At 63.9% G+C, this 15901-nt stretch carries 17 protein-coding genes; 2 read left to right on the forward strand and 15 right to left on the reverse strand.

Features of this window, described 5'->3' with window-relative positions:
• The 9 genes from M9890_02990 to M9890_03030 form a co-directional block, all read right to left on the reverse strand.
• On the reverse strand, positions 1-634 hold a 634-nt coding region (locus M9890_02990; protein MCO5175927.1), incomplete at its 3' end, for an MFS transporter.
• 4 nt (positions 635-638) lie between these two features.
• Positions 639-1949: an MFS transporter gene (locus tag M9890_02995; protein ID MCO5175928.1), complete on the reverse strand. Its 1311-nt coding sequence runs from the start codon at positions 1947-1949 to the stop codon at positions 639-641.
• A gap of 1 nt (position 1950) precedes the next feature.
• Positions 1951-3438 (reverse strand): DUF4097 domain-containing protein, encoded by a 1488-nt coding sequence (locus M9890_03000; protein ID MCO5175929.1) that lies wholly within the window; start codon positions 3436-3438, stop codon positions 1951-1953.
• 81 nt (positions 3439-3519) lie between these two features.
• Positions 3520-4779, reverse strand: a complete 1260-nt coding sequence (locus M9890_03005) for an MFS transporter (GenBank protein MCO5175930.1) — start codon at positions 4777-4779, stop codon at positions 3520-3522.
• Positions 4776-5570: a toast rack family protein gene (locus M9890_03010; protein ID MCO5175931.1), complete on the reverse strand. Its 795-nt coding sequence runs from the start codon at positions 5568-5570 to the stop codon at positions 4776-4778. Before M9890_03010 ends, M9890_03005 begins: the two co-directional genes overlap by 4 nt.
• Complete coding sequence (locus tag M9890_03015) at positions 5567-6832, reverse strand: MFS transporter (GenBank protein MCO5175932.1); 1266 nt, start codon at positions 6830-6832, stop codon at positions 5567-5569. Before M9890_03015 ends, M9890_03010 begins: the two co-directional genes overlap by 4 nt.
• Positions 6829-8094 (reverse strand): MFS transporter, encoded by a 1266-nt coding sequence (locus tag M9890_03020; GenBank protein ID MCO5175933.1) that lies wholly within the window; start codon positions 8092-8094, stop codon positions 6829-6831. Before M9890_03020 ends, M9890_03015 begins: the two co-directional genes overlap by 4 nt.
• Positions 8095-8108: 14 nt before the next feature.
• On the reverse strand, positions 8109-8507 hold the full coding sequence (locus tag M9890_03025; GenBank protein MCO5175934.1) for a DUF2089 domain-containing protein: 399 nt from the start codon (positions 8505-8507) through the stop codon (positions 8109-8111).
• A gap of 89 nt (positions 8508-8596) precedes the next feature.
• On the reverse strand, positions 8597-9079 hold the full coding sequence (locus tag M9890_03030; protein MCO5175935.1) for a helix-turn-helix domain-containing protein: 483 nt from the start codon (positions 9077-9079) through the stop codon (positions 8597-8599).
• 157 nt (positions 9080-9236) lie between these two features.
• Here M9890_03030 and M9890_03035 point away from each other — a divergent pair, with 157 nt between their 5' ends.
• The gene (locus M9890_03035) at positions 9237-9665 is read left to right on the forward strand and encodes a GNAT family N-acetyltransferase (protein ID MCO5175936.1); all 429 of its coding nucleotides are present in this window, start codon (positions 9237-9239) and stop codon (positions 9663-9665) included.
• Positions 9666-9682: 17 nt separating this feature from the next.
• Here M9890_03035 and M9890_03040 read toward each other — a convergent pair whose 3' ends face one another.
• The 4 genes from M9890_03040 to M9890_03055 form a co-directional block, all read right to left on the reverse strand.
• The gene (locus M9890_03040; protein ID MCO5175937.1) at positions 9683-10969 is read right to left on the reverse strand and encodes an MFS transporter; all 1287 of its coding nucleotides are present in this window, start codon (positions 10967-10969) and stop codon (positions 9683-9685) included.
• Between the two features lie 8 nt (positions 10970-10977).
• A complete protein-coding gene (locus M9890_03045) occupies positions 10978-11517 on the reverse strand; it encodes a TetR/AcrR family transcriptional regulator (protein MCO5175938.1) in 540 nt (179 codons plus the stop codon).
• A 191-nt stretch (positions 11518-11708) separates the two neighbouring features.
• Positions 11709-11888 carry a hypothetical protein gene (locus M9890_03050; GenBank protein MCO5175939.1) on the reverse strand — a complete coding sequence of 60 codons (180 nt, stop codon included), beginning with the start codon at positions 11886-11888 and terminating at the stop codon, positions 11709-11711.
• Positions 11889-12020: 132 nt separating this feature from the next.
• Positions 12021-12263 (reverse strand): hypothetical protein, encoded by a 243-nt coding sequence (locus M9890_03055; protein ID MCO5175940.1) that lies wholly within the window; start codon positions 12261-12263, stop codon positions 12021-12023.
• Between the two features lie 131 nt (positions 12264-12394).
• Between M9890_03055 and tcuA the strand changes: the two genes are divergently transcribed.
• Positions 12395-13873, forward strand: coding sequence for an FAD-dependent tricarballylate dehydrogenase TcuA (gene tcuA / locus M9890_03060; GenBank protein MCO5175941.1), 1479 nt, complete (start codon positions 12395-12397; stop codon positions 13871-13873).
• Between the two features lie 300 nt (positions 13874-14173).
• Here the strand turns inward: tcuA and M9890_03065 are convergent, their stop codons facing one another.
• Together M9890_03065 and M9890_03070 are read right to left on the reverse strand one after the other, a co-directional pair.
• The gene (locus tag M9890_03065; GenBank protein ID MCO5175942.1) at positions 14174-15067 is read right to left on the reverse strand and encodes a homocysteine S-methyltransferase family protein; all 894 of its coding nucleotides are present in this window, start codon (positions 15065-15067) and stop codon (positions 14174-14176) included.
• Between the two features lie 7 nt (positions 15068-15074).
• Positions 15075-15893 carry an MBL fold metallo-hydrolase gene (locus tag M9890_03070; protein ID MCO5175943.1) on the reverse strand — a complete coding sequence of 273 codons (819 nt, stop codon included), beginning with the start codon at positions 15891-15893 and terminating at the stop codon, positions 15075-15077.
• Positions 15894-15901: the final 8 nt, after the last annotated feature.

A 15901-nucleotide genomic window follows, 5' to 3' on the forward strand; every position in this document is an offset into this window, starting at 1 on the left:
GCTCCGCCTCAGTCGCTGGCGAGCTTCGCCGATCGGATATTGCCAGCAACGGCAACACGCCCAACCCGAAGCAGAGTGCCGAGAAGAAGTAGACGACATGAAACCCGAACTGCTCCGCCATCCAGCCGCCCACTCCGGGACCGACCAGCATGCCGAGCGCGATCGACAGGTTGAAGATGTAGGTGTAGGCGCGCGTACGACCTTGCGGCGTCGATGCGGCAGCGATATAGGCCGACACCGCCGGAACCGCCAGACCGGAGAACTCCATGAGAATCGCGCCGATGATCGCGTGCCACCAGACGGTGGCCTGGGTGAGGAAGAGTGCGCCCAACGTTGGGACGGCCATGAGCAGGACGATCAGGCGCTTGAGCGATCCGCGATCTGCCAACGCACCGGCGGGGAGTGCTAGCGCAGTCCGAACCAGCGCACCGGCACCGATGACGAAGCCAATCTGGCCGGGACGTGCACCGAGGTTTTCGATGAAGAGTGGCCAGATCGCGATCTGGAGCGAAAAGCCCATGCCCCAGATCGCATGGGCCCAGAAGAGCAGGGCATTATCGCGCCCGAGGCCGAGATCGGAACGGAGCCAGGATGGTCGATGTTGCCGGCGTGAAGTCTCATTCTTCCTCGTCACCGGCTCACTCTACACGCTGATTCGCAGTCGCGCGACCCGTCAGCACCGGCTGCGCCGACGTCGATATGGTCCGGATCTCGGGGTTCAGGAACGTCAGGATGGCGATCAAGGAAAACAGCCCTGCGATCCCCGCCAGGACGACTGTGACGGCGACGCTATCCAGGATGAATCCGGCGAGGACAACGCCGACTGGTGACGCAATCTGCACCATCGCCATCAGGCTGGAATAGACGCGACCAAGGTGGCTCTCCGGCACGCGCTCCTGCAGGATGACCATGAGCGTCGCGTTGATCGGGCCGTTCGCCAGCCCCATCGCCGCAGCGCCGATGACGCTGAGCGCAACCCAGGTTGACCACGGCAGCGACCACAATCCAACTGCCATCAGCGCGACACCACCGAGCAGGAGCTTAATGCGCGGTAGCCGCTCGCCGACGATTCCGTAAAGGATCGTTCCGACCAGCGAGCCACCGCCGAATCCGGCGATGATCAGTCCGAGCACGCGCGGATCGTCGAAGACCTCTTTGGCATAGACCGGCAGAGCCACCGCAAAGAGCGCGCTGAACAGCAGATTCGCACCGACAGAGACCTGAATAATCGCCCGCAGGAAGCTATCGGACAGGATCAGCTTCGCGCCGGCGAGCGATTCACGCAGCACATTGGCTTCGCCAGCCTCCTCCGCTGCCTGCGCCTCTTCCGTCCGCTGCCACGGAACGAGCACGGCAACCATTAGCGCCGAGATGGCGAATGACCCGGCATCGAGGAAGAGCACGGTCGTCGCGCCAAGAACTGACATGAGAAAGCCCGCCGCGAGCGGGCCGATGACCATCGCCGCCGCGCTGGCCATCTGCATGCCGGCATTCGCGCGCTCCAGCGACATGCCGGTTCTGGCGCTCAGGCCGGGAATCATCGACTGCCGCGCAGCCGCACCGGGGATGTCGAGCAGCGCACCCATGAATACCAGCACCAGCAAGTGCCAGAACTGCAGCATGTCCGCCAGGTGCAGGATCGGGATGAGGACGACGGTCAGACCGCTGAAGATGTCGCTGACGACACTCGCGCGCTTGAACCCGACGCGATCGACGACGAGGCCACCGGCCATCCCGGCCACGACGACCGGCAGCAGCGACGCGAAGGCGACGATGCCGGTGCGCGAGGCGCTGCCGGTCGTGATATAGACGAACCAGGGGATAACCAGCGCAGTGAGCGAGTTGCCGGTCAGCGATATGCCGCTCGCCAACACGAGGAACGGAATCGCCAGGCGATCCCTCCGCGTTGGGTTGTCCGACCCCGCCGGTCGCTCGACAACGGTATTCATGTCAATCTTCCTGCTGCGCGGGCCGGCTGGGACCGAGTGCGTTGAGCATGCGATCCGCGTCCGCCACCGAGATTTCGCCGCGCGACAGGGCGTCGAGGATCGCCCGCATCTGCTGATCGCGCGTCAGAACCGGTACATGGGTGGTCGTCTCTTCGGGCGCTGTGGATAGCGAAACGACGGAATTCGGTGCGGATGGCGGCGTCGGTGCCAGTGGCGGGCTCGGAGCGACAGGCGGCTGTGGCGGCTGCGGGGCCGTCGGCACCAGCCGGACGCGGATGTCGCCGCGCTCCGTCCGCAGCTTCAGATCGACCCGCTGCGTCGAAGACGGATCTGTGACGCCCACATAGCGCTGCGTCGCGCCGCGCGGGCCGGGCCGACCGACGCTGACCAGCGGAACATCAGACTGAATCTCACCACCGGCCAACAACGCCTCAACCCGCACCGGCACGCCGGATTGCAGGGCCAGGGTAATGTCGCCCGATGATGTTTCCGCTGAGAACGAGCCAGTGTCGGCGTCGTCGCTGGTCGAAAAAGTGACGCCATGGTCGCCGGCGTGGAAGCTGAATCCGCCTTTGGTGAAACGCAGGCCAGCGTCTCCCGCCTCCAGGTCGAAGCCACCACGGGAAATCCGCAACCCCTTGTCATCGGCAGCAAACGACAATCCCTTCGAGCGCAGGATGCGGGAGACAAGGCCGTCGTCATCCGCATCGGGCTGCCCGTGCGGTTGCGATGGCGGCGGCAGCAACTGTGTGTTGCAGACGATGTCCCCGCGCGCCGTCTCGATATCCATACCCACCAGGCTACCGGCGCGAATGACGACGTCACCACTGCCAATCTTGACCGTCAGGTTCTGGCTGCGCGGGCGCGTGACAGTCACGTCACCGGTGCCCATTTTGGCGACAATGGAGCCCGTCGAATCGACGATCGACACATCACCACTACCCAGCTTCAGATCCAGCCTGCCGTCGATCGAGTCGCAGGTGACATCGCCCTTGCCCAGCGACAGCGTCCCGACAGCCGCGGAGGTCGCGATCTGAACATCGCCACTTCCGACGCTCATCGCTATCCGGCCGACGCAATTCGCGAGGCGCGCATCGCCCTTACCCAGCGTGTAGGTCAGATCGCCAGAGCCGCCATCGACCCGCAGATTGCCCTGCCCGTGGCGTATTTCCACCGCGCCTTCGATGCCGCTGAGATAAATATCTCCGCGCTCGAGGCTGCCGTTGATCGGCGGACAACCGGTGGTCGGCACCGTCAGCACCGGCGAGCTGTTTGAGCTGCGCCCGCGCTGATAGATGATGATCGTGTCGCCCTCGCGAACCAGTGACGGATCGCCGCTCTTCGAGCCGGGCGAGAGGTACACCTGCCCGACCATTGCCGGGTCGGCGATGACCGAGATGTTCGTGTGCTCACAGTCCAGTCGGATCCAGTTGATTCCTTCTAGCGAGCCGGGATGGTCCGCAGCTCGCGTTTCATCAATCTCTGCCATCAGGCTCACCTCGATTTCTTCGTGCGTCGCTCATCTGGCGAAACGCAGGATAACCACAATAGAACGAAGGACGCAGTGCGATCATGCCGACGCTGCACCGGCCCGGGCGGCAGTGCCTGGGGGCAGGTCCATCTCGCGCAATGCAGACACGCGCAACATGCTCAGCGCTGCGAGGACGTAGATCACGGCGACGCCTCCAATCGCGAGCGTCAGGCCGGCCCACTCAACCAGGTATCCGGCCAGCAATCTGCCAATCGGAATCGCCAGCCAGGCGATGCTGGTGATGACGCCGAACACGCGTCCGCGCAGCTCGGGCGGCACCCGCTCCTGATTGACCGTCATGAGAATCGGATTCAGCGGACCAGCGCCAAACCCACGAACAACCAGCGCCGCCAGCGTCAGCACCAGCACCGGTGTGAACGCCAGCGTGATCAGCGGCACGCCAGCGAGGACGAACGACGCAATGTACAGATTCCGCCGCGGCATACGATGCCCGACCGCCGCGAACATCAGCGTCGTGACGACCGCACCGGCTCCGTGGGCCGCCAGCATCAGCCCCAGGCTGGCGGCAGACCCGTAGACCTCGACGGCGTAGACCGGGATGATCAGGCCGATCATCGCGTCGATGAAGTTCATCATCGAGACCTGAACGACCAGACAGAGGATCAGCCCGTCGCGCCGAATGAAGTCGAATCCCACGCGCAGGTCGTCGCGGTAGCCGCTGGTGACACGCCGCTCCTCGTGCTCTCTGGCCATGCTGGCCGGAATGCAGAGAATCAGTGCTGCCGAGACCAGGAAGCTCGCCGCGTCAATCCACAGCGCGGCATCAACGCCAGCCCCGGCAATGACCAGACCGGCGATCGGCGCGCCGAGCAGATACGACGCGCGCTGAATCAGTTGCTCGATCGCATTCACCCGCTCCAGCTTCATCGCGGCGCGCTCAGCCAGGTCGGGCAACAGCGACATGCGCGCCGTCGTACCGGGCGTGTCCAGCAACCCGCCGATGAACACCAGCACGAGCAATTGCCAGAACGCCAGCCCGACCGTCAGCGCCATCAGCGGGATCGCCGCGACGGCGACGCTGCTGATGATGTCGGAAACGATGCTCATGCGCCGGAAGCCGACCCGGTCGACGAGCGCTCCGCCGAAGACACCGGCGATGATGAACGGCAGCGCAGCCGCGAAGCCGGTCAGCCCGGCCTGCGAGGCACTGCCGGTCGTCTCCAGCACGTACCACGGAATCGCGATCAGCGCGAAGACGTTGCCCAGCATTGAGACCGCATTCGCGGCCAGCAGGGCGAAGAGCGGCAGGCGCGCTCGCGACTCGGGCGAAAGGATCATCGGGTGTCTGCCTCAATGGTCAGCGAGCCAACTCCGGTTGACAGGTCGAGTCGCATGATCGGCATGCCATCAGCTGCCGGGCGCGACCAGTTGCCCGGCTGCCCGTGCAACCCATGCGCGCGAATTGCTCCGAGTGATGTCGTCGCTCGCACTTCCAGACCGACCGCGTCCGGCAGACGCACCCGGATCGAGCCAGTCGCCGCCTGCAACCGGACAGCGCAATCGCTCTCCCAGATGCCGCGCAGGTCGACATCGAGCGAGCCGGTGCTCGCGCTGACATCCACCGTCGCCAGGGCAGCGAACTGACCGGTCAGCTGTAGCCCGATCGTGCCGGTTGAGCCTTCAATGCGCACCTGCCGCAGATTGTCCTGCCGCCCGGCGATGGTCAGCGTTGACTCGCCAGTCGCCTGATCGATCGAAACGTTGCGCAGGGCCAGCGCTGAGAGGTTGTAGGTGCCATCGCCAGTCGAATGAACGATTTCCAGATCGAGCGGAATGCGGTTCGACAGCGCGATGTCCCACTCATTGCGACCCCGGTTGGATGATCGTCCGCTCGGCGTGGACTGGCAGACCGTCATCCTGCCGGTGCCGTCCGTCTCCTCGTAGTTGAGCACCGGCTCCAGCTCGGGCGTGTAGCGGAATGCACCGTCGAGGAGGTCTGATGCGCTGCCGGAAATCCGCAGCACGCCGACGTGCATACCGACCCGGGCGACGACATGATCTGCGGTACCAGTCGGCAATGTGTGGTGGGCGAACTGCTCGGCAACGTTCTTCGAGCGACCAAAGATCATGCGACCTCCTCCAGGGCGAGTGCAGGGCGACCGGGCATACGCGCCGGTGTCTGCATCTGGCGAAATACCGGGATGAACCAGAACAGCGAAACAACGAGACAGTTGCTGACAGCCATGAAGAGCAGTGTGGTCTGCAGGCCCATCCGCTCCAGAAGCAGGCCGTACATGAGCATGCCGATCGGGCTGGTAGTCATGCTGACCGCGCCGATCAGGCCGAAGACGCGACCACGCATCTGCTCCGGAATGCGTTCCTGCATGATCGTCATCGAGAGTGGGTTGGCGGGTTCCAGCGCCGTCGCGTTGACGACGATCGCACCAGCGACGATCCACAGCGGCGGGATCAGGACCAGCAACCAGAAGGTCAGCGCCCGCACGGTGAAGCCACCGACGTAGACCAGGCGGCGGGGCAGGCGATGCCCGCGTGCGGCATAGATCAGCGCACCGACGATCGATCCGCCGCCCAGAGCCGAGTAGAGAACACCGAGGTCGAGCGCCGAGCCGAGCACATCGCGGGCGTAGACCGGCAGCACAACCACGTAGAGCGGCTCCGCCAGCAGGCTGCCCAGCGTCGACATCGCGATCATCCCGAGCACCAGCCGATCGCCGCGAATGAACCGCAGTCCCTCAGCAATCTCGGTGAGATAGCTGCCCCGCTCGGAGAGATGCGCGGCGCGCAAGAACGGCAGTCCGACCGTCAGGATCGTCGCCGAGATGACGAACGAACCGGCGTTGACGAAGAGCGCACCCTCCGGGCCGATAAAGGCGAGCGCGGCTCCGGCGAGCGGCGCGCCGAACATCGCAGCAATCCGCCGGACGATCGCCCACAGCGAATTGGCGCGCTCCAGCGTCATCCCGGCCCGCGCCGCCAGGTCGGGATACAGACTCGTGCGAGCGGTCGCACCCGGCGCATCGAGCAGCGCCCCAGCGAACACGAGGACGAGCAGGAGCCAGAACGGTAGCGAGCCGATCAGATAGAACAGCGGGATAAGCGCGACCGAACCCGCGCTGGCGAGGTCGGACATGATCGCCATGCGGCGATAGCCGATCCGCTCGACCATCCCACCGGCAAACGCACCGGAGATGATCAGCGGCAGCAATCCGGTCGCGGCGACAATGCCCATCTTGCCCGCGCTGCCGGTGGTCTCCAACACGAACCAGGGGATCGCAATATTCGAGAACTGGTTCCCCAGATGCGAGATCAGGTTCGCAACCAGCATCGCCCGGAGCGGCAGCGCCGAGGATCCTCGCCAACGCCGGATCATGCGGCGCTCCCCTCAGCGACCGGCCGCGACTCATCGAGCCGGTGGATCGCCGGGACGAAGAACATCGCGATGGCCAGCGCCTGCGACAGAATCGCGATCGCGAGGATCGTTCCGCGCATGCCGAGGCGTTCGATCGACAGGCCAGCAAGCAGCATCCCAAGTGGTGCGGCGACTTGCGAGATTGCCGAGAAGGTGCTGAAGACACGCCCGCGCAGTTCCGCAGGAATACGCTCGTGGCGGACTGTCACCAGCAACGGGTTGAGTGGACCGACGACGAGCGCACCGATGACGATGCCGCCCATGATGACCGCCAGATTGGTCGAGAACAGCAGCACCCAGGTCGAAGCCGTCGTCAGCATGTAGCCGAGAATCCAGAGGAACCTTCGCGGCAGTCGGTGGCCGGCGACCCCGTAGAACACCGCGCCAGTCAGCGCGCCGATGCCGAAGGCTGCCGCGATCAGGCCCAGGCGTGTCGGATCGTCCCAGGTGCGCTTGACGAAGACCGGCAGGACGACCGAGACAATCGGGCTGTTGACAAAGTTCGAGATCGCCAGACCGGCCGCCAGGACGAGCAACACATCGTCACCACGAAGAAACCGGAAGCCCGCTTTCAAATCCTCGACGTAACGGCTGCCGGTGCGCGGACGAGATGGAAACAGCCGCGCCGGAACTGCCAGCACTACGACGAGCGCCGAGATGGCAAACGTGCAGGCGTCGAACAACAGAACGTTGTCAGCGCCGATCATCGCGATCAGCAACCCCGCGAGTGGCGGCGCGACAAGCAACGCAGCGAACTGAGTGCCCTCAAAGACCGAGTTGGCTGATTCGAGCCGCATCCGACCGGCGGCAGCCAGCTCCGGGATCATTGAGCGACGCGCGGTGAGGCCGGGGATGGCCAGCAGTTCCGCCATGAACACCAGCACCAGCAATTCCCAGAAGGCCAGTCCGACCGTGTGATGGAGGATCGGCACCAACGCGACCGAGACAGCACTGACCAGATCGGCGGCCACACTGACGTGGCGGAACCCGATGCGATCAACGAGCGCCCCACCAAACACGCCCATCAGGAAGCCGGGCAGCGCGATGACGAAGGCGGTAAGCCCCATCTTGCCGGCACTGCCGGTCGTCTCCAGCACGAACCACGGCAACGCAACCATCGTCAGCATGCTGCCGATGAGCGAAATGGCGTTGCCGCCGAGAAACGCGAAGATCGGCAGACGAGCCGAGGCTGTTGGATTAGCGACTGCGACGTCGGCTGCCATCATGCTCTCCCGACTCAGGCTTCGCTGGCCAGGCGGCGGAGCATCGACATGCCCTCGTCCGGCGAGAGGCGTCCGTCCGCGACGCGCGCCAGAATCTCTTCGCGGTTGAGCTCGTCGGCCTCCGACTCCGGCGAGCCGCTCTCCTCAGTAAAGGCAGCGATGAGGTCATCCAGCTTGGCGCGAACGGTCGGGTAGGAAACGCCGAGCGAGCGCTCGACATCTGACAGATTGCCGCGACTCATCACGAAGAGCCGCAGAAACGCCTGTTGCTCCTGCGACAGGCGCAGGGTCGGCGCAGCCGGAGATGGCGCGGCGAACGACCCACGAATCTGGATGTCGCAGGTCGGGCAATAGAGCTCCCGAACGATGAGCTCACCTTCACAACTGGGGCAGGAATTGATCTGAATCGACACGGTTCTTCCTCCTTCGCCGCTATCCTAGCGAGGAAGAGAACCATTGTCAAGTGTTTTTGAACTGATTTTTACTTTTTCTTTTGAATCAGTTACCGACTCTCAAAATCAGGATGATGATCGTTAGCTGCTGGTAGCGCCAGCTGGCGGATATCGCTGCGCTGCAGTTGCGCAGGTTGGTCGCGCCGATCGAAGCAGGCGCGCAGGACCGCCCGCACAATGTCGAGGTCGCGCCGATCCAGCTCCGGCAAGCGCCGCAGGTAGAGCAGCAGCTCCGGATCGTCCAGCCCGACGCCGATCGCATCGAGCGTGACATCGCCGGGCAGCGCCAACCCTGCCTGCGCATAGAGCTCGGTCCAGGAGTGCCCCATCGCCCCGCAGACGCGGGTCAGCACATCCAGCCCCGGACGGCCGGGCTGGCCGCGCTCCAGACGCGACAGATAGCCGCGACTGACACCGGCGCGCGCGGCGAGCTCATCCTGCGTCCAGCCAAGCTCGCGCCGCCAGCGCGCCAGCACCGGCCCCAGCACGCGCCCGGTCGGGTCCGTTCCGTCTAGCGTCAGCGATCGTGACATGGAACCTCACCCCCTGCCCCTCTCCCGTGGGTAGAGGGGTGTCATGGATCGAACAGGTCGCCTGCCGCTTTGTGCAGGGCAGCGCTGACGCTGCCACCGGCTGGATTCGTTCGCACCATCCTACCCGGATATACTCCTGCGCGGGAGAGGGGGCCTGATGATCTGGTATAGCGAGTCGACAGATGATGTGGCGGCCGAGGACTTGCACGGCTTCTTCGTTGGCTGGCCAAATCCGCCAACGCCGGAGACGCACCTGCGCATGCTCCGTGGGAGTTCACACGTCGTCCTGGCACGCGATGGGGACTCGGAGCGAGACGGTCAGGTCGTGGGCTTCATCACTGCCGTCAGCGATGGTGTGCTGTCGGCGTACATCCCGCTATTGGAAGTGTTGCCGAGATTTCAGAATCACGGGATCGGCAGCGAGCTAGTCCGACGCATGCTCGACCAGCTTTCGGACTACTACATGATTGACCTTCTTTGTGACACTGAACTGCAGCCCTACTACGAGCGCTTCGCCATGCGTCGAGCGACAGGCATGATGCTGCGCAATTACGACAGGCAGGCCGGGCGGCCGAACGCCGATTGATCGAGACGCCACACGTATCAGGGCTGAACAGTTGACTGTGATACATCTGGAATGACATCAGGAATATCTACCGGCGTGCTTTCGATATTGCGCAGGCTGTACGAGGCAAATCCCAGGACGCAGGCGAGCGTGGCCAGGATTCCGCCACCGATAAACACCGCTCTGACACCATAGGCGTCGGCCAACGGCCCGAAGAGCGCGAGGCCAATCGGCCCGGCAAGTGCCCAGACCATCATAAACAGTGAAAGAACGCGGCCCTGATAGTGGTTTGGGACGACCGTTTGGAGGATGGCTCGCGACGGCACCATGCCAATGGCGTAGGTCACGCCCGAGACAAACCACCAGAACACTGCCATCCAGAACATGCTGGCTGGCATGAGCGCCGCCAATGCCACCGTCGCGCAGGAGAGTGCGAAGGTGACGAGCATCACGGTAACGCGGCGCTGCCGAAATGCCATGACACTCGCAATCAGCCCACCGACAACCACACCTGCGCCACCGCCGCCTTCCATGACGGCAATCGCGTTGACACCGGCGTGGAAGTACTGCTGCACCAGCAAAGGGGCCATCGCAAATGCCGGCATGATCGTCAGCAGCATGAGAACGTTGATGATCCACATCGCTGCTAGCCCGCGATGCCCGAAGACGACCCTGACTCCGGCCCGCGTGTCGGACCACATGCTGCGTGCTGCCTGGGAGACGACGCGGGTCTGTGGAATTGCGAAGAAGAACAGCGGCACGATGCCGAGCAGCGCGGTCGACACGTCGATCATCAGCGCCCACTGCAACGGCAGCAGCGCAAGCGCCAGGGCCGCAGCTGGCGCAGCAACGATGCTGCACAAGCCCATCACGAGCTGGTTCATGCCGACGGCACGCGACAGCCACGATGTCGGCACGAGCATGGCGGTGCTCGCCGCTGCGGCCGGCGACTGGAATGCCTGCATCGCGCTTCGAATCGCCATCAGCGTATAGATGTGCCAGAGCGCAACTCGATCGACGGCAAACAGGATGACAAGGATGACCATGCACAGCGCTGTGATTGCGTCAGTCAGGATCATGATCAGCCGACGGTCATAGCGGTCGGCAACAACGCCGGCAAAGATGCCAAGTACCCCCTGGGGCAACATCGCAGCAATACCGGCGGCGGCCAACACACTCGCCGAACCGGTAGTCAGGGTGAGCCACCAGATGAGAACGAATTGTGTGAGAAAGCTGCCGAAGAGCGAGACCGATTGCCCGATCAGGATCACAAAGAATCTGACCCGCCACGGCTCGTCTTCACGCGGTTCGCGGTGAACGCTCAACGACTGGTTCATCGGGCTAGCCGAAGAAGCTCTTCACGAAGCTCGGCGCGTTCGGCTTCTGTTACCAGTGGCCAATCGAAGAATTCGCCGTACCACCAACCATCACAAGCGGCGCGGATGAGTAGAGCGCGACCAGGCATGAGCCCGTCGGCGGGCGGTTGCAACGTCGGGGATGCGGCATAGAACTCATCGGCAACTCCCCAACTCTCCTGGAACACGGACCAGATCTGAGAAAGGATGCGTGGCATGGCGGGGTCACCATCGAACGTCGCGCGAATATAGGCGCGATGCCAGCGACCGGCGCTCGACTCGTCTTCTGTAGCCAACTCCCGGCGCAGAGCCTCGTCGAAGCTCTGCAACTGTTCTGTGAGGACACCTTCCACCAGCGCGGCTTTTGTCGGGAAGTGGTGCAGTAGCCCACCCTTACTGACTCCAGCGTCAGCCGCAACGGCATCCATCGAGAGCGAAGCAGCACCGTGATCCAATATGCGCTGAATCGAGGAATCAATGATCGCCTGTCGAGTTTTCTCAGGAGCCTTCTTTGTCACATTCGATACCTGCTTTCAAACCGTCTGAACAGACGGTTTGAATCTTACCGTCCACATAGACGGTATGCAAGATGTAGTGGGATCTGGCAGACACTCAGGCACAACTGACGCCCCATTGCTGTTGACGGGCAAGGCACCTGTCAGACGCAATGGGGCGTTATCGGCGTATGAAGTGACCTGATGAGTGCGGATTACTCGGATTCCCGGCGCTTCCACAATCCGTTCGACGGCACTCGCAGGGCGCGGTTGAACTTACTGGATGCATTCTCCCAGGCGATAATCTCGGTCAGCTCAACGATGGCGTCATCGTCAAACTGCTCGCGAACGCGGGCAAAGAGTTCGTCGTCGACATCGCGATCAGAGAAGGTCATGGCGTCGGCGTAGGCGAGGGCGACGCTGTCGCGTTCGTCGAAGAGGCCGCTGGCTTCCCAATCGTCGGTCAGTGCGTCAAGCTGGTCATCCGAGACACCAAGGTGGCTGCCGACGGCAGCGTTGATGTCCGTTCAGAACTCGCAACCATTGATTGATGCCACGCGGCGATTCAGGATCGCTGTCAGTCTCGCGTCGATCAAGCCCGACTCGGCAAGCGCGGCCCACATTCCTTTGGCCGCGCGATAGATCGGCTCGCGCCGGGCGTAGAGGACATGGCCACCGAACGGACGACCAGACTTACGCACCTGCTGCTCAATCGGGCGACGCAGGTCGTCGGGTAGCTGGGTGTAATCGGCTCCAGGGATACGGGTCATCGTAATGCCTCCCGCGTTTCGACACATCGTTGTGCCACTCACCGTGCAGGCTAGCACACCGTCACGCACCGTCGAGAGCCACTACAATCGCCCGGGGGAAGCCACTGCGGCACAAGTGAGGAGACGCGATCGTGAGCACGAGCTATGACGTCGTCGTTGTTGGCGCTGGGAACGCCGCTCTCTGCGCGGCGCTGGCGGCGCGCGAGCAGGGCGCGAGTGTCCTGGTCCTGGAGCGCGCTCCACACGCCGAGCGCGGCGGCAACAGCCGCTACACTGCCGGTGCGTTCCGGCTCGCCTTCAACGGCGTCGAAGACCTGTTGGAGGTCGTGCCCGAGCTGACCGAGCATGAGCGGGCAACGACCGATTTCGGCAGCTATACGGCTGACCAGTTCTTCGCCGACATGGCCCGCATCACCCAGTATCGCGCCGATCCCGACCTCGTCCCGATCCTGATCGACCAGAGCCGCGCCGCTGCCGTCTGGATGCGCACGCACGGTGTCCGCTTCTCGCCGAGCTACGGCCGACAGGCGTTCCGCATCGGCGAACGCTTCCGTTTCTGGGGTGGACTTGCAGTTGAGGTCACCGGTGGTGGCCCAGGGCTGATCGAGGCGCTGATGCAGGCGATTGAAGCCGAAGGCATTGAGATTCGCTATGAGTGTGGCGCGACCGACCTCATTGAAGCGGACGGCACGGTGCGCGGCGTCGTCGCTCGCCAGAACGGACGGCGCGAAGAGATCCGCGCCGAAGCGGTTGTGCTGGCCAGCGGCGGATTCGAGGCCAACGCCGAGTGGCGCACGCGCTACCTCGGTCCGGGCTGGGATCTGGCGAAAGTCCGCGGCACGCGCTTCAACACCGGCGATGGCATCCGCATGGCGCTGAATGTCGGTGCGATTCCCTGGGGCAACTGGTCTGGCTCGCACGCAGTTGCCTGGGATCGCAACGCGCCTGACTTCGGCGACCTGCGGGTCGGCGACAACTTCCAGAAGCACAGCTACCCGTTCGGCATCATGGTGAACGCCAACGGCGAGCGCTTCGTCGACGAGGGCGCTGACTTCCGCAACTACACCTACGCCAAGTATGGGCAGGTGGTATTGCAACAGCCCGGCCAGTTCGCCTGGCAGGTGTTCGACGCCAAGGTCACTCATCTTCTGCGCGATGAGTACCGCATTCGCGAGGTGACGAAGGTGCGCGCCGACACGCTCGAAGAGCTGGCCAGCAAGCTGGAGGACGTCAACGGCACACGCTTCCTGGAGGTGATTGAGGAGTACAACGCAGCCGTGCAGGACAACGTGCCGTTCGATCCGACGATGAAGGACGGACGCGGCACGACCGGTCTCGATGTGCCGAAGTCGAACTGGGCGAACCAGCTCGATACGCCGCCGTACGAAGCCTATGAGGTGACCTGTGGCATCACCTTCACCTTCGGCGGCCTGCGCATCGACCGCGAGGCGCGAGTGCTGGACACGGCTCTGCAACCGATCCCCGGCCTGTACGCGGCTGGGGAGCTGGTCGGCGGGCTGTTCTACTTCAACTACCCCGGCGGCACCGGTCTCACCTCAGGCTCTGTCTTCGGTCGGATTGCCGGGACGAGCGCCGGACGCCGGCTGTAAGGAGAGCGGCGGCGAGCCTCGCTTCGTGGCGGGATCGGCAGCAGGTGTTCGGTCGGCAGCCCGCCCCGAATCCTGTCATTTCGAGCAGCAGCGAGAAGTCTCCCACCCGTTTGAGGCAGTCGGGCTGGGAGGAGCGGATCCTTCACTGTGTTCAGGATGTCAGAGAAGAGGACGGGGCGCGGCGACGTTCGTCTGTATCGGGCCGAAGGAGATTTCTCGCGTGCGCGCTCGAAATGACAGAGAGCGAGGCCGGCTGCCAACCGGACGTTTCTTGCTATCCGCTGCCTTGATTCAGCGGGGCTACGACGCGTCCGAATCCGCTGATACGAGGCGGCGCAGGGTAGCAATATGCGCGGGTGTCGTACCGCAGCAGCCGCCAACAATCCGCGCGCCAAGCGCCAGCCAGTCGCTCACGTAGGCGGCGTAGCGTTGCGGGCCGATAGCGTCTTCCAACTCCCAGCGATCGGAGGCGACGGGCGGACCGAGGTTGCCGTACGCGCCGATTGGCAAAGTCGTGGACTGGGCAAGGTTGCGCAGCGCCGTCTCGACGTGTGGTGTCGGGATGCAGTTGACGAGCAGCCCATCCGGCCCGAGGGGCGCAAGCGCACTCGCTGCGTCGGCAAGCGACTCACCGGAGAGCAGATGACCATCTTCGCTGCAGACAAAGCTCACGAGCACCGGCAGGCCGGTGGACAGAGCGGCCTGCGCCGCCGCGTACGCCTCACGAATACAGTTCATCGTCTCGATCAGAATCAGGTCGACGCCAGCACCGGCTAGCCACGCAGCAAGCAGCCCGTGTTCCCGAGCCAGTGCCGCGTCGTCTGGCACCAGCCAGGGTGAGAAGCAATCCTCAACCGGCGAGATCGAGCCTGCTACCCAGACCGGGCGAGCCGCCGCGTCCGCCGCCTCTCGGGCCAGCGCGACGGCGCGGTGCGTCAGGTGTTCTGCCCGACCGGCAAGCCTAGCGCGCTCGACGGCACGCTCGTTCGTCCGGAATGTGTTGGCGGTGAGGATGTCCGCTCCGGATTCGACGTAGGCGGCGTGAATCTGCTGCACAGCATCCTGATGCAGCAGCAGCGCCTGGGCAGACCAGAGCGGCTCCGGCGTTGGAACACCGCGCCGCTCCAGCTCAGTGCCGAGCGCGCCGTCGACGATCAGCGCGTCCGGCTGGCGCAGTCGTTCGCGAAACGCCACGCTGCGCTCACTCGACTGGATGCCAGCGCCAGGCATCGCCATCAACCTCAATCCGACCGAGGCCGGGGAAGGGCGTGTGGTACGCCATCACCAGATGGCCGGACTCGGCAGCATAAGCGAGCAGCCGTCGCCGTGTGCGAACCGTCTGATCCGGGTCGCCGTCGAAACTGATGTACCAGTCAGGATAGCCGGGCTGAAATGCCAGGTGGAATGTGTCAGCCACGTGGAGCAGCTTGTCGTCACCATCACCGAAGACCAGCGCCATCATGCCTTCTGCATGGCCAGGAGCCGGGATCGTGCCAATGCCCGGAATGACGTCGTCACCGGGATTCATGCGCCGATAGCGATCGGCGAGTCCCAGAAGTTGGCGTTGCGCTACGTCGTTTGGCTCGGCTGTCAGACGTTGCCATTCTTGCTCACTCATGACGTAGGTAGCATTGGGGAAGGTTGGGTTGCCCGCTCTATCAGTGTTCCCGCCGATATGGTCGCCATGACCATGGGTCGAAATGACCAAATGAACGCCCGCCGGATCAATGCCCGCCGCTTCGAGGCCATCGACCATCGCACTACGAGCATTGTCGTCATTGGGGCCGTTACCAGTATCGACAACTACCATGGCATCACCGACTTGCGCGACGAGGATGTTCATCGCCATTTTCAGTGGTGTGCCGGACTCGGCGACCCAACGATCGACCGCTGCCCGGAGCTCTTCGGCGGGGGCATTGATAAAGGACGGGCCACCCCCTGGCGGAACCTCGCGCTCCAATTCACAGATCACTGTGTACTGTATGCCGCCGTGCTGGAACCGATGAAATCGCCCTGACATCAACCGCT

It is taken from the genome of Thermomicrobiales bacterium (assembly GCA_023954495.1).
In the GTDB taxonomy this organism is placed as follows: Bacteria; Chloroflexota; Chloroflexia; order Thermomicrobiales; family CFX8; genus JAMLIA01.

Bases quoted from the DNA above. Each gene is read 5' to 3' on its own strand.
- M9890_03055 (MCO5175940.1), bottom strand. From the start codon at position 12,263: ATGACCCGTATCCCTGGAGCCGATTACACCCAGCTACCCGACGACCTG.
- M9890_02995 (MCO5175928.1), bottom strand. From the start codon at position 1,949: ATGAATACCGTTGTCGAGCGACCGGCGGGGTCGGACAACCCAACGCGG.
- M9890_03050 (MCO5175939.1), bottom strand. From the start codon at position 11,888: ATGACCTTCTCTGATCGCGATGTCGACGACGAACTCTTTGCCCGCGTT.
- M9890_03010 (MCO5175931.1), bottom strand. From the start codon at position 5,570: ATGATCTTTGGTCGCTCGAAGAACGTTGCCGAGCAGTTCGCCCACCAC.
- M9890_03000 (MCO5175929.1), bottom strand. From the start codon at position 3,438: ATGGCAGAGATTGATGAAACGCGAGCTGCGGACCATCCCGGCTCGCTA.
- M9890_03070 (MCO5175943.1), bottom strand. From the start codon at position 15,893: ATGTCAGGGCGATTTCATCGGTTCCAGCACGGCGGCATACAGTACACA.
- M9890_03035 (MCO5175936.1), top strand. From the start codon at position 9,237: ATGATCTGGTATAGCGAGTCGACAGATGATGTGGCGGCCGAGGACTTG.
- M9890_03020 (MCO5175933.1), bottom strand. From the start codon at position 8,094: ATGGCAGCCGACGTCGCAGTCGCTAATCCAACAGCCTCGGCTCGTCTG.
- M9890_03015 (MCO5175932.1), bottom strand. From the start codon at position 6,832: ATGATCCGGCGTTGGCGAGGATCCTCGGCGCTGCCGCTCCGGGCGATG.
- M9890_03030 (MCO5175935.1), bottom strand. From the start codon at position 9,079: ATGTCACGATCGCTGACGCTAGACGGAACGGACCCGACCGGGCGCGTG.
- M9890_03005 (MCO5175930.1), bottom strand. From the start codon at position 4,779: ATGATCCTTTCGCCCGAGTCGCGAGCGCGCCTGCCGCTCTTCGCCCTG.